13 protein-coding genes and 1 tRNA gene are annotated in these 12,638 nt (G+C 60.6%); 2 read left to right on the plus strand and 12 right to left on the minus strand.

All coding sequences use genetic code 11. From position 1 onward, the window contains the following. Positions 1-442: 442 nt before the first annotated feature. Both BM026_RS29325 and BM026_RS07150 read right to left on the minus strand, forming a co-directional pair. Positions 443-1,009: a hypothetical protein gene (locus tag BM026_RS29325; RefSeq protein WP_256575500.1), complete on the minus strand. Its 567-nt coding sequence runs from the start codon at positions 1,007-1,009 to the stop codon at positions 443-445. Between the two features lie 929 nt (positions 1,010-1,938). Continuing rightward, positions 1,939-2,029, minus strand: a tRNA-Ser gene (locus BM026_RS07150). A gap of 152 nt (positions 2,030-2,181) precedes the next feature. Here BM026_RS07150 and BM026_RS07155 point away from each other — a divergent pair. Beyond that, positions 2,182-2,853, plus strand: a complete 672-nt coding sequence (locus tag BM026_RS07155) for a Bax inhibitor-1/YccA family protein (protein WP_093123758.1) — start codon at positions 2,182-2,184, stop codon at positions 2,851-2,853. Between the two features lie 62 nt (positions 2,854-2,915). Here BM026_RS07155 and murB read toward each other — a convergent pair whose 3' ends face one another. The 8 genes from murB to BM026_RS07195 form a co-directional block, all read right to left on the minus strand. Further along, entirely contained in the window at positions 2,916-3,935 is a 1,020-nt protein-coding gene (murB, locus tag BM026_RS07160) for a UDP-N-acetylmuramate dehydrogenase (RefSeq protein ID WP_092245147.1), read from the minus strand. Further along, complete coding sequence (locus tag BM026_RS07165; RefSeq protein WP_071491863.1) at positions 3,932-4,396, minus strand: low molecular weight protein-tyrosine-phosphatase; 465 nt, start codon at positions 4,394-4,396, stop codon at positions 3,932-3,934. The genes murB and BM026_RS07165 overlap by 4 nt, the downstream gene beginning before the upstream one ends. Then, positions 4,396-5,160 carry a 3-deoxy-manno-octulosonate cytidylyltransferase gene (gene kdsB / locus BM026_RS07170; RefSeq protein ID WP_093527808.1) on the minus strand — a complete coding sequence of 255 codons (765 nt, stop codon included), beginning with the start codon at positions 5,158-5,160 and terminating at the stop codon, positions 4,396-4,398. Before kdsB ends, BM026_RS07165 begins: the two co-directional genes overlap by 1 nt. After that, positions 5,157-5,342 (minus strand): Trm112 family protein, encoded by a 186-nt coding sequence (locus tag BM026_RS07175; protein ID WP_003174668.1) that lies wholly within the window; start codon positions 5,340-5,342, stop codon positions 5,157-5,159. Before BM026_RS07175 ends, kdsB begins: the two co-directional genes overlap by 4 nt. 24 nt (positions 5,343-5,366) lie before the next feature. Further along, positions 5,367-6,377, minus strand: coding sequence for a tetraacyldisaccharide 4'-kinase (gene lpxK, locus BM026_RS07180; RefSeq protein WP_093527811.1), 1,011 nt, complete (start codon positions 6,375-6,377; stop codon positions 5,367-5,369). Then, a complete protein-coding gene (locus tag BM026_RS07185) occupies positions 6,377-6,805 on the minus strand; it encodes an ExbD/TolR family protein (protein ID WP_058425436.1) in 429 nt (142 codons plus the stop codon). The genes lpxK and BM026_RS07185 overlap by 1 nt, the downstream gene beginning before the upstream one ends. Then, on the minus strand, positions 6,802-7,437 hold the full coding sequence (locus BM026_RS07190) for a MotA/TolQ/ExbB proton channel family protein (protein ID WP_058425437.1): 636 nt from the start codon (positions 7,435-7,437) through the stop codon (positions 6,802-6,804). The genes BM026_RS07185 and BM026_RS07190 overlap by 4 nt, the downstream gene beginning before the upstream one ends. Positions 7,438-7,521: 84 nt before the next feature. Next, a complete protein-coding gene (locus BM026_RS07195) occupies positions 7,522-9,747 on the minus strand; it encodes a DNA internalization-related competence protein ComEC/Rec2 (RefSeq protein WP_256575501.1) in 2,226 nt (741 codons plus the stop codon). A 135-nt stretch (positions 9,748-9,882) separates the two neighbouring features. Here BM026_RS07195 and BM026_RS07200 point away from each other — a divergent pair, with 135 nt between their 5' ends. Then, positions 9,883-10,398, plus strand: coding sequence for a DUF2062 domain-containing protein (locus BM026_RS07200; RefSeq protein WP_092245135.1), 516 nt, complete (start codon positions 9,883-9,885; stop codon positions 10,396-10,398). Here BM026_RS07200 and BM026_RS07205 read toward each other — a convergent pair. Both BM026_RS07205 and BM026_RS07210 read right to left on the minus strand, forming a co-directional pair. Beyond that, entirely contained in the window at positions 10,395-11,765 is a 1,371-nt protein-coding gene (locus BM026_RS07205) for a sensor histidine kinase (protein WP_093527817.1), read from the minus strand. The genes BM026_RS07200 and BM026_RS07205 overlap by 4 nt on opposite strands. Beyond that, positions 11,752-12,480: a response regulator transcription factor gene (locus BM026_RS07210; RefSeq protein ID WP_093527820.1), complete on the minus strand. Its 729-nt coding sequence runs from the start codon at positions 12,478-12,480 to the stop codon at positions 11,752-11,754. The genes BM026_RS07205 and BM026_RS07210 overlap by 14 nt, the downstream gene beginning before the upstream one ends. Positions 12,481-12,638 lie beyond the last annotated feature (158 nt).

Genomic DNA, 12,638 nt, shown 5'->3' on the forward strand with positions numbered 1-12,638 from the left:
GTTGTTCAACTCCCAGCGGGCGATGCCATTGCCGAGGGTTTTGTTGCAACGATACGAAGCAGCCTTGAACAGGCCTGAATTGCCGAAGTGCTTTTGCATGCTCGTGTCCTTGAAAAGGGGGTGAGTCCCGGCGACCGTAGAGGACGCCCGGCCTGATCATACGTTTGGGCAGGTGTCTTGGACAACCGGCTGCAGTATCGGCGTGGTCTTTTTTCCGGGGAGGATGAGCTGGATGCCGATGCCCTGTTGAGCCATGCGGGTGGGGAGATGTACCGGGTGAGGAGGCAGCGGTTTGCGACTGATCAACACCGCGCGCGCCGATTAAAAGCCAATGCCCCGACGTGTCGGGGCATTGGCTTTTGTAGTCCTGGGCAAATCAACCAGAAATGAACATCTTTTTCAGCGTTTCAACTGGCAAAAGACTCACCCTGACGTGGAACGATTATTTGGCTTGGCGAAGCACAAGCTCCGTCAAACGGGTCTTGACCCGGAAGCAGAACTCACGAATTTGAAATTGATAGGCCGGCATGACCATGTAGTTCAAATCAGGACCCAACGAGTCTTTGACTTCCATGTACTTGGCCGTCTTGGCAGCAATGGCCTGGTATTGCGCCTCGTATTTATCGTAAGACGCCTTGTTGTACACCCTTAGAACATCGAGCTCTTTACGGCATTGCTCGGCGCGATTCTGGTTCAAGTTTGTTTCAGATTCTTCCTGAGCAGCCTCCTGGGAGACATTGATTGGGGCTACAGGACGTGGGTTCGCAGGTGCAGCCTCATATCGCACAGTGAAATTTTCTGGTGGTGTCGAAGGCGCGGCTTCAGCGGGTGCTTCATGGACGACGGCTGGAGGGGGAGTCTCTTTAGGTTTTTCTGGGTTTTTCGTAGCGCATCCCGAGAGAGCAAGACCTACCACTACAACGATGCCACACATTTTATTCATCGGTTTCACCAAGAGGTATTTGGGGTTGGCTGAGTCGTTAGGTTCTGGGTAAAAGTCATCACTCAATCCATGATCGAGCGTACATTTTCTACCAGACTCAAGGCGCTCAGCCGCTCTTCCTTGAGTGCGCAGGTGAACAATAGTAGTAAAAAATCAAAGAGATGACGAGGAAAAGCTTGGCAGGAATGGTACACGCAGTTCACCCCCAATGTGATTCATACATCAATCAGCGCTGTAGAAAATTTGAATTAGTCAGTTGTCCGTCCGGTCAGGAATTATGAACGCAGTAAATCTGATGAGGTGACAGCAATGACTATCCAAGCAGAGACACTCGTACAACTGACCCAAGCGCTTCAGGGACGCGGGATGAAGATGGTTTCAGACGTCCATTTCATCCGTGCGCCATATCGGCACAATCATCGCTGGATCTGTTCTGTAGAGGAGTAGTCATTGAAAGCCAGCCGGAAACGACTGGCTCGAATGGATATAGCCGAAAGGACCTTAGGTTGAGCGACCCTCGCTACGATTTTGTTGTTTTTTAACGCCCTTCCCGTTTTTACGTTCGTATTGATGATGAATAAACCAAGCGACGAGCAGTACGCCAGCCAGACCAAAAACGAACAGCAACAGCTCTATTGCGGGACCCTCGTGTGAAAACATGTTTCGTTCCTCGTCCTGAAGTATCGCGCCTCAAAAACTGGCGCCTCCGAAATTATTCGTAACAATCCATACATTTTCAGGGTAGACGCCGAAGCTCGAGGTGACAACCCCAATACTCACGGAACCATTGATCTAGACACGTCACTCGTCGAAAAAACGTTCGCGAGCGCGCTAGCGTCAGCGATACACACACAAGAAGGAGGTCGTGACTACTGCACCTGCCCCAATCGCAAACCGCCTGAATGATGCGGAAACGATCAGGCTTGAAGCGGGGTAGCCGCACCAAACCCCAGAAACACAAAAGCCCCGCATTCGCGGGGCTTTCGTTTGAATCTTGGCGGGAAACCAGGGATTCGAACCCTGGAGACGCTATTAACGTCCGCCGGTTTTCAAGACCGGTGCATTCAACCACTCTGCCAATTTCCCTTGTGCATCACAGGATTATAGTAGCCTATCCCGTCTCAGCGGGCGCCATAATACCCGAATGAAACACACTGTCAAACTCTCGCCATAGCTTGTTACAGAGCGTCTGTTATGATCTTTGCGACTGAACGTTTCAAAACTGAAGGAGTGTCGCCATGCGCGAACAGAATTACGCAGTGAATGGTAACGCGCAGGCTGAGCAGCTTGAAGTCAGCCGCGTGTTGCGCAACACCTATGGCTTGCTCGCCCTGACCCTCGCATTCAGCGGCGTGATGGCGTTCGTGGCCCAGCAGATGCGCGTTGGCTACCCGAATATCTTTGTGGTGCTGATCGGCTTCTATGGCCTGTTCTTCCTCACCAACAAACTGCGCGACTCTGCGTGGGGCCTAGTGTCGGCATTTGCCCTGACCGGCTTCATGGGCTTTATCCTCGGCCCGATCCTCAACCGTTACCTCGGCATGGCCGGCGGCGCGGAAGTGGTCAGCTCGGCGTTTGCCATGACGGCGCTGGTGTTTGGTGGTCTGTCGGCCTATGTGCTGATCTCCCGCAAGGACATGAGCTTCCTGGGTGGTTTCATCACCGTTGGTTTCTTCGTGTTGCTGGCGGCAGTGGTTGCGGGCATGTTCTTCCAGATCAGCGGGCTGCAACTGGCGATCAGCGCAGGTTTCGTGCTGTTCTCCTCGGTGTGCATCCTGTTCCAGACCAGCGCGATCATCCACGGTGGTGAACGTAACTACATCATGGCGACCATCAGCCTGTATGTATCGATCTACAACCTGTTCATCAGCCTGTTGCAGATCTTCGGCATCATGAGCCGCGATGACTGATTACTTGCCTCAATAAAAATGCCCCGCATCGAAAGATGCGGGGCATTTTTGTTTTCAGAAGATCAGTACTGGTTGGGTTCCATTTCCAGATCGACCTTGAAGCGCTCCAGAATGTCTCGCTGAATGCGGCGGGCCAGGTTGGCAATGTCATGCCCCGAGGCGGCGCCATAGTTGACCAGCACCAGCGCCTGCAGTTTGTGCACGCCGGCGTCTCCCTCACGGAAGCCCTTCCAGCCCGCCTTGTCGATCAACCAGCCGGCCGCGAGTTTCATCTGCCCGTCAGGTTGCGGGTAGGCCACCAGGTCCGGATACAGCGCCTGCAGCTCAGCCGCCAGCACCTGGGAGACCAACGGGTTCTTGAAGAAGCTGCCGGCATTGCCAAGCTCCGCCGGATCCGGCAGTTTTTCACGGCGAATGCTGCAGATGGCACGGCTGACGTCGCTCGGCGTCGCCTCGGTGATCCCCTGCGCCGCCAGGCGCTGCTGCACCGGGCCGTAGTCGAGTTTCAGGTGGCTGGCGCGGCTGAGGGCGAAGCGCACGCGCAGGATCAGCCAGCGCCCGGTCTCGTGCTTGAACAGGCTGTCACGGTAGGCAAAGTTGCATTCTTCCAGGCTGAAGTCGCGCAGTTCGCCGGTGCGGCGGTCCAGGGCGGTCAGGCCAGCGAATACATCCTTGATCTCGACACCGTAGGCACCGATGTTCTGCATGGGCGCGGCGCCGACGGTGCCGGGGATCAGGCTGAGGTTTTCCAGGCCACAGAAACCTTGGTCCAGGGTCCACAGCACGAAGGGGTGCCAGGCTTCGCCCGCCTCGGCCTCGACCACCACGTGCAGGCCGTCGTCGTGCAGCACACGAATGCCCTGGGTGGCCATGCGCAGCACCAGCGCCGGAATGTCCTGGGTCAGCAACAGGTTGCTACCGCCGCCGATCACCAGCAACGGCACATTGTGTGCGGTGGAATAGGTGAGGGCCTCACGCACATCGCTGTCGCTGTGGGCCTCGGCGAACAGCTGGGCATGCACATCAATGCCAAAACTGTTGAATGGCTTGAGCGATACCTGCGCAAGCACCTGCAAGGTCATAACCGCCCCTTCAATTCGATCACCAATAAATCACAGGCCTGTTCGATCAGGTCCAGGACCCGTTCGAAGCCTTGTTCACCTTCGTAGTACGGATCTGGCACTTCGTCCACTTCGGCATCGTAACGGCGCAGGAACAGGTCCAGCTCCGCCTTGCCCTGCCCCGGCTGCATCGCCTTGAGGTTGCGCAGGTTGCTGTGATCCATGGCCAGGATCAGGTCATAGCGCGCAAAGTCGGCGCGGGAGACCTGCCGGGCACGCTGGGCCGACAGATCGTAGCCGCGGGCCAACGCCGCACGTTGGCTGCGTTGGTCCGGCGGGTTGCCGACATGCCACTCACCGGTGCCGGCGGACGCGACATCGACCTGCCCAGTCAGCCCCGCTTCGCGCAGTTTGTGGCGCAGCACGCCTTCTGCGGTGGGCGAGCGGCAGATATTGCCCAGGCAGACAAACAAAACCTCCATCAGGCCCCCAGCAGGCGACGGACGCGCTCAAGGTCTTCGGGAGTGTCGACACCAGCCGGCGGCGCTTCCAGTGCATCGCCCACGTGGATGCGCACGCCGTGCCACAGCGCCCGCAGTTGCTCCAGGGATTCGGTGTTTTCCAGCCAGCACGGGCCCCAACTGACGAAGTCATGCAGGAAACCGGCGCGGTAGGCATAAATGCCGATGTGACGGCGATACGGCACGCCTTCCGGCATTACATCCGGTTGCTTGGCAAACGCATCGCGTGCCCACGGCAGGGTCGAACGGCTGAACGTCAGCGCCAGGCCGTTGACATCGCTGACCACCTTGACCACATTCGGATTGAACAGGGTCTCGACGTCTTCGATCGGCTCAGCCAGGGTCGCCATGCGCGCTTCGCCATGGGCGGCCAGGTTGGCGGCCACCTGGTCGATAACGCCGGGCGGGATCAACGGTTCGTCACCTTGCACGTTGACCACGATGGCGTCGGGCGCCAGGCCGAGCTTTGTGGCCACTTCAGCCAGGCGGTCGGTGCCGGAGTTGTGGTCTTCACGCGTCAGCACCGCCTCGGCGCCGAAGCCTTTGCAGGCCTCGATGATGCGTGGGTCATCGGTGGCCACCACTACGCGCTCGGCGCTGCTTTTGCAGGCCTGCTCCCACACCAGCTGGATCATCGGCTTGTTGCCGATCAGTTGCAGCGGTTTGCCCGGCAGGCGGGTCGACGCATAGCGGGAGGGAATGACAACGGTAAAGGCGGTGGTCATTTATCCAGGCGCTCATCGGTGGTCAGGGTACGGGCTTCGCTTTCCAGCATCACCGGGATGCCATCACGGATCGGGTACGCCAGGCCGGCGCCTTTGCTGATCAGCTCGGTTTTGTCGGCGCTGAGCTTGAGCGGGCCTTTGCAGATCGGGCAAGCGAGGATGTCGAGCAGTTTGGTGTCCATGAGTGTTTCCTGGAAAAAAGCGGTTTAAGGCAAAAGACGGGCAGGCAACAGACGCATCAGCTGCGTGTCGAACCAGGCGACGAACGCCGGCGACGGCAGCGCATCCACCGCAAGGTACCACCAGTCGGGCTGGGCGAAGGCGCGGCACTTCACCGCGTCCTTCTCGGTCATGACCAGCGGCAATGACGGCGTAAAACTCAGGACCTCAGCACTGTAAGTCGCGTGGTCGGCAAACCCATGGGGTATCGGCTGCCAGTGTAGCGTTTCAAGGGTATTGAAGAAACGTTGCGGGTTGCCGATGCCGGCGACCGCATGCACCTGCTGGCCCGCCGCAAAATGATCCACTGGCCGACGCTCGCCGGTTTGCAGGTTGACCAGTGCAGTAGGCTGCAAACGAAAGGCAAAGCCGTCCTCGCGGTCGTCGGCGGCGCCGTTGTACAGCAACGCATCGACACTCTGCAAACGCTCCACCGGTTCGCGCAGCGGCCCCGCCGGCAGGCAGCGACGGTTGCCCAGGCCACGGGCGGCATCGATCAGCACCAGTTCAAGGTCGCGGGCCAGGCGGTAATGCTGCAGGCCGTCGTCGGAGAGGATCAGGTCCAGAGTGTCGCTGGCCAGCAGCGCCTTGACCGCACGGCTGCGATCGGGATCGATCATCAAAGGTACGCCGCAGCGCTGCACGATCAATAACGGTTCGTCACCCGCCACCTCGGCGCTGTGGCTGGCTTCGACCCGCCACGGCAACTGTGGTGGCTTGGCGCCATAACCGCGACTGACCACACCCACACGCAAGCCGCTGCGCCGACAGTGTTCGATCAACCACAGGATCAACGGCGTCTTGCCGGTGCCGCCCACGGTAATATTACCGACCACCACCACCGGCACCGGCGATTGGTAAATATCACCCTCTCCCGCCAGGAACCGTGCGCGCTTGCGCTGCACCACCCGGCGATACAGGGACTCCAGCGGCCGCAGTAGCGAAAGTGCCGGATGGCCCTCGTACCAGGCCTTGAGCAAACGATCGGACATGGCCATCAGGGTTGGCTCGCCGCCTCGACGGTACTCATGCGCAAGTGGCTGAAACCGAGCTTGCCGGCAGCGTCCATCGCGGTGATCACAGCCTGGTGCTGGGTCTTGCCATCGGCACTGATGGACAGCGGCAACTGCGTGTCGCCGCCGGACTCTTTCTGCAAGGCTTCCATCAAGCTGGCAAGGTCGTTTTTCTCCAGCAATTGGTTATTCACCGAAAACACCCCGTCGGCGCTGATGGCGATGTCCAGTTGCTTGACTTGCTGGTCTTCGGCCGGCGAACCGCTCACGGCTTCCGGCAGGTCGACGCGCAGCTCGGTTTGCCGGGTGAAAGTCGTGGTGACGACAAAAAACAGCAGCAGGATAAACACCACGTCGATCAGCGACGCGAGGTTGATATCGACATTTTCCCGTTGCTTGCGGCGAAACTTCACGCTTTGCCCCCAACCAGATCCACGTCGCGGTCGCCCTGCACCACTTCCACCAACTTGATGGCTTCCTGCTCCATGCCCACCACCAGCTCATCAATGCGGCGTTGCAGGAAACGGTGGAAGAACACCGAAGGAATACCCACCATCAGGCCGGCCGCCGTAGTGATCAGTGCCTTGGAGATACCACCGGCCAGCACGGCCGCGTTGGTGGTCATGCCGGAGCCCATGAACGAACTGAAAATGTCGATCATGCCCAACACCGTGCCGAGCAAGCCGAGCAATGGCGCCATGGCGGCGATGGTGCCGAGGGCGTTGATGTAGCGCTCCAGTTCATGAATGACGCGGGCGGCGGCCTCTTCGATGCACTCCTTCATGATCTCGCGACCATGCTTGGAATTGGCCAGGCCTGCGGCAAGGATCTCACCCAACGGGGAGTTGGCGCGCAGTTCCTTGAGCTTTTCCTTGTCCAGTTGCTTGTTCTTGATCCAGCCCCAGACCTGCCCCAGCAGATGCTCGGGGGTCACGCGGCTGGCGCGCAGGGTCCACAGGCGTTCGGCGACGATGCCGAGTGCGGCGATGGAGCTCATGATGATCGGCAACATCATCCAGCCGCCGGATTTGACCAATTCCCACACAGTGAATGTCCCCTCGAAAAAGTGCGCCACTTTACCATATAGGTGCGTCGGCCACAGACCCCCATCCGCCGAGGCCTTGAACCCCTAGGGTAAGCGCTCGCGCCAGAACCTGCGTTGACTGCGCGCAACGACCGGTGGCGCGAATGCTCCCAGCTGCACACGCACGGCCCCCTGCTCGGCGCTGTCATACACTTGGCTGCCGAGCCGTTGGTAACGTTCCAGCACCTGCGGATGGGGATGGCCGAACGCATTGCCGCGCCCCCGCGAGATCAGCACATTACGGGGGGAGAGCCGCTCGACAAACGCCCAGGACGAAGAGCTGCGACTGCCATGGTGGGGCGCCTGCAGCCACTCGGTGGGCACCGCCAGAGGCGACGCGAGCATGGCCTGTTCGGCTTCGCGGTCGATGTCGCCGGTCAGCAACAGGCGCTCGCCATTGGCCTGCACCTGCAACACGCAGGACTTTGCGTTACCATTGATGGCGCCAGGCCACTGCCAGAGTTCGAACGTTACCCCGTCCCAGGTCCATCGCTCGCCGCTGACGCAAGGTTGCGTACCGATAAATGCCGGCAGCCCATCGGTTTCCCCGCCCACCACGCGCTTGATCGGTATGCCCTTGGCAATCGCCGCCGCGCCGCCGGCATGATCCGCATCGGCGTGGCTGAGCAGCATCAGGTCCAATGCCCTCACCCCGAGTTTTCGTAACGACGGCAGCACCACGCGCGCGCCCAGATCAAAGGTTCCGGTACGCGGTCCGGCGTCGTAAAGCAATGCATGGTGGCGCGTGCGCAGAATCAGCGACTGCCCCTGCCCCACGTCCAACTGCACCACCTCCATCTGCCCGTGGGGCACCAGTTCTCGCGGAGGGAACACCGCCAGCAACAGCATCGGCCAGCCTAATACGCGAAACGGCACGCCCTTGGGCAGCAGTAGCAACACGGCACCCAGCAGACTCACCAGCCAGTAACCCAATGGTACTTGCGCCGGGATCCAGGCCGGCATGTGTCCGGCGAGCCACGCCAGCCCCCTGAACAAACCATCCAGAGCGCCGCCCGCCAGCCACAGAAGACCTTCGCCAATAAATGGCAATGGCAGCAATGCGGTCCCCGATAGCGCCAGCGGCAACACCACCAGGCTGATCCACGGCACAGCCACGAGGTTGGCCAGCGGTGCGCTCAGGCTGATGGGCAGTCCCAATACCAACAACACCGGAAACAGCCCAATGGCAATCAGCCACTGCGGTCGGGTCCATGCCTGCCACAGGCTCCACGGCCCCAACCGCCCACCAAACGCCAGAATCAGCACCGCCACCGCCGCAAACGACAACCAGAACCCGGGCTGCAAACTGGCCAACGGCTCCAGCACCAGCACCCCGTTGAGCGCCAGCAGCAACGGCCACCACAGCCCCAGATGCCGGAAGCGCAGCCGCCACACCAACACCAACCCGACCATCACACAAGCCCGTTGCACCGGCACGCCAAACCCTGCGAGCCAGCCGTAGCCCAACGCAGCGCTGAACGCCAGGCCACACGCCCAGGGCAACCACGGCCAGGTTCGCGGCCAGCAACCGTAGCGGGCCAACCCGGCGATCAGCCCATAGATCAAACCCGCCAGCAAACCGATGTGCTGGCCGGAAATGACCAGCAGATGCACGGTGCCCGTGTCCTGCAACACGTGCCAGTCGGCAGCGGCCAACCCTGAGCCGTCGCCCAGTACCAGGGCAACCAGGCCTGCTTCCCGGCCTTGGGCATCCACGGCCAGCAGGCGCTGACGCACGCTGTCGCGCCAGGCATTGCGGGCTGGCGCCAGGCGCTCGCCATCCTTGACCGAGCCCGTGGCGCCGATGCGTTGGGCCAACAGCCAGGCTTCCTGATCAAACCCGTGGAAATTCAGCAACCCGGTCGGACGCTTGAGGGTAACCGCCAGGCGCCAACGTTCACCGCTGCGCACCGGCGGCCCGCCACGCCAGGACACGCGGATGCGTTTGGGTAAGCGGGCATTGCGCGACCGGCTATCGGCCAATTCGAAGCGCACACCTTCGCCCGTCTGTCGCGGCAACCCGATCACCCGGCCCTCCAGCCAGCGCGTCTGGCCGTCCAGCGCAGGCATCAGACGATCATCCAGCGCCCACTGCGCGCTGAGGCATGCCCAACTCAGCCCCAGCAGGAAAAAGGCCACTGGGTAGGTACGAAACGGCAACAACATCAACGCCAGCACCGGCCAGGCAACCAGCCATCCCATAGGCGGCAACGCCGGCAAAAAACGCAGGGCCAGTAGCCCCAGCGCAAACGCGCACATCCCTGTCTTCATGAATCATCCTTTTCAAGTGATCCACTCAGTCTTAGCCGGATGCCCAGGGCGGCCTATGATGTTTTGTCACAAAGTCTGAATTTTCTGTTTATAGAATGCGGGCATACTTGCCCCTCGAACTGACCTGGATCCCTTATGCCCCGGCGCTTATTCAAACGGTACATGCCCGATCCCACGAGTATCAGGGAACATAAGTCATTACAGTTTCTCGGCACGTTGCTGCATGACCCGAACCTCTGGCACCTGAACCGACACTCGGTCGCACGCGCAATGGCCGTGGGTTTGTTCGCCGCGTTTATCCCAATCCCCTTGCAGATGCTGTTAGCTGCGGTCCTGGCGATCACCGTGCGCGGCAACATGCCCATCGCTGTCAGCCTGGTGTGGCTGACCAACCCGATCACCATGCCGGTGGTCTTTATCTGCACCTACATGACCGGCGCCTGGCTGATGAACGTGCCACCGCGCAGCCTGCCCGACGATCTGACCTGGGAATGGATCAGTGGCCAACTGAGCACTTTGTGGCAGCCGTTCCTGCTGGGTTCAGTGGTGTTGGGGCTGGTGCTGGGCGCGCTCGCCTATTGCCTGACCATGGGCTACTGGCGCTGGTGGGTGGGCCACCAGTGGAAAAAGCGCAAACAGCGTCGCGCTTAGCAGGCCCGCAAGCGCAGGTGCACGCGCAGGCCTTGCCCGGTATTTTCCGCCCACAGGCTGCCGTCCTGGCGCTGCACGGCGTTGCGGGCGATGCTCAGGCCCAGTCCGAAGCCGCCATCGCCGGGGCGTGAACCGTCCAGGCGAGTAAAAGGCGCGAAGATCCGTTCCAGATCCCCTTCATCGATCCCGCCGCCCTGATCCTCCAGCCAGACATGCCAACCATCACCTTCGCGACGCCCGTCCAGGCTGACCACACCGCCCGACGGTGAATGGCGGATAGCGTTGCGCAAGATGTTTTCCAAAGCCTGGGCCAACGCATTCAGGTTGCCTCGCACCCAGCAGTCCACCCCCAGCAGGCATGGCAGCCGCGACGCTGGCCAGTCGCTCTCATAGCAGGCGTTTTCGCGCAACATGTCCCACAGCGCTTGAAGCTGGATAGCTTCCTGGGGCAGCGGCGCCCGTTCGGTGTCGAGCCAGGCCAGTTGCAGGCTGTCTTCCACCAGGCGTTGCATCGCGTCGATTTCACGGCCGAGCCGCTCGCGCAACTGCGTCAGGTCTTGCTCACTGTCACAGGCCACTCGCAGTCGACTCAGCGGGGTGCGCAGCTCATGGGACATGTCTCGCAGCAACTGTTGCTGCAACACCACGGTGCCCTGCAAACGCTCGGACATATGGTCGAACGCTCGCCCCAGTTCGCCCAACTCATCCTGGCGACTGGTAGCGTCGTGGGACAACCGCGTATTCAACTGATCGGCGCGCCAGGCATTGGCCTGCTCGCGCAGTTGATTGAGGGGCATGATCAGCAGCCGATACAGGCCGATGCACAGCAACAGGGTAAACAGGCCGGGAATCACCCCGTTGGTCACCACTCGCCAGAACAGTTGGTAGCGCCCCGGCATAAAGCGCTGGGGTAACTCGATCACCAGCGACCCCGCATGGGGGTCGGTCGGAAACGGGATCTTCAGCCATGGCAGGCCTTTGACATGCCGGCTCACCGGCCAATCCAACCCACGCAGAAAGGTCAGTCGCTGGCTTTCGTTGTCGCTCAGCGGGATGCTGCTCAACGATTGCAGGTCATTGCCGATCACGCCTATCCAGGTACTTTCACGCTTGCCCATCGCCTGCAGCCAAGCGTCGACGCCGACACTGCCATCGCGACTCCACGCCTGCTCAGCCGCGACCGCATAACCACTCAAGGTGCCTCGCGCCTCATCGGACAGGTAGGCGTTCTTCTGCTCCATGTAGCGGCCCCAGGACCAACTGAGCCAGATCATCAGCAAGCAAAAGGCGATCAGCAGGCAGGCCAGCTTCCAGAATAACGAGTGCCGGCCTGGCAGCCGTTTCAAGGGGCGTTCAAAGCCCGTCATCGTGACCGCTCAGCACATAGCCCTTGCCCCACACCGTGCGCACTTCGCGCTCGGTGTAGTTGATCGCCTTGAGCTTGCGGCGGATCTGGCTGATATGCATGTCGAGGCTGCGGTCATGGGGCGCATAACCGCGTTGCAGCACATGCTGGTACAGGAAAGGTTTGCTGAGGACTTCTTCGCTGTTGCGATGCAGGGTTTCCAGCAGGCGGAATTCGCTGCGGGTCAAGCCGGCCCAGTGGTCAAGATGGAAGACATCACACCGTTCATCATCGAAACGCAGGGTGCGGGCATCGTCGTGCACCGGCGCCGAGATCGGCAGCGGACGGCGGTCGAGGGCCACCCGGCGCAGGATGGCTTCGATGCGTACGCGCAGCTCGATCATGCTGAACGGCTTGGGCAGATAGTCATCGGCCCCCAGGCGAAAACCACTGATGCGATCGGCTTCGGCGCCCAGTGCAGACATCAGGATCACCGGGATCGAACGGCTCTGGCGCAGATGAGTGAGGATCGACAGGCCGTCCATCCCCGGCAACAGGATATCCATCAACACCACGTCAAAGGCCTGCTCGCGCGCCATCTGCAGGCCCTGCTGGCCATTCTGGCACCAGGTCACGTGGAAACCACAGCGGCCCAGGTGCTCATGGACATAAGCGCCCAGCACGGGGTCATCTTCAATAGTCAGGATACTGGGTAGGCCAATTGCTGCGGGATTCATTAGTATCTGCAAGTCATTCTCAATGGCTGATTATTCAAGATTACCCCGCCACGGGCAATCGCCACCGGGCGCCGAATGGCGCGAAGATTGCCGTATGTCATTAATTTGCAAGATTCCACGCTGCGCAAATGGCTACACTGCGCAGGTGGCGCGGGCCG

Source organism: Pseudomonas sp. NFPP24 (assembly GCF_900112095.1).
GTDB classification, from domain to species: Bacteria; Pseudomonadota; Gammaproteobacteria; order Pseudomonadales; family Pseudomonadaceae; genus Aquipseudomonas; species Aquipseudomonas extremorientalis.

Bases quoted from the DNA above. Each gene is read 5' to 3' on its own strand.
- BM026_RS07165 (WP_071491863.1), bottom strand. From the start codon at position 4,396: ATGGAGGTTTTGTTTGTCTGCCTGGGCAATATCTGCCGCTCGCCCACC.
- BM026_RS07200 (WP_092245135.1), top strand. From the start codon at position 9,883: ATGCCCCGGCGCTTATTCAAACGGTACATGCCCGATCCCACGAGTATC.
- BM026_RS07155 (WP_093123758.1), top strand. From the start codon at position 2,182: ATGCGCGAACAGAATTACGCAGTGAATGGTAACGCGCAGGCTGAGCAG.
- BM026_RS07175 (WP_003174668.1), bottom strand. From the start codon at position 5,342: ATGGACACCAAACTGCTCGACATCCTCGCTTGCCCGATCTGCAAAGGC.
- murB (WP_092245147.1), bottom strand. From the start codon at position 3,935: ATGACCTTGCAGGTGCTTGCGCAGGTATCGCTCAAGCCATTCAACAGT.
- BM026_RS07205 (WP_093527817.1), bottom strand. From the start codon at position 11,765: ATGACGGGCTTTGAACGCCCCTTGAAACGGCTGCCAGGCCGGCACTCG.
- BM026_RS07210 (WP_093527820.1), bottom strand. From the start codon at position 12,480: ATGAATCCCGCAGCAATTGGCCTACCCAGTATCCTGACTATTGAAGAT.
- BM026_RS07195 (WP_256575501.1), bottom strand. From the start codon at position 9,747: ATGAAGACAGGGATGTGCGCGTTTGCGCTGGGGCTACTGGCCCTGCGT.
- kdsB (WP_093527808.1), bottom strand. From the start codon at position 5,160: ATGACCACCGCCTTTACCGTTGTCATTCCCTCCCGCTATGCGTCGACC.
- lpxK (WP_093527811.1), bottom strand. From the start codon at position 6,377: ATGGCCATGTCCGATCGTTTGCTCAAGGCCTGGTACGAGGGCCATCCG.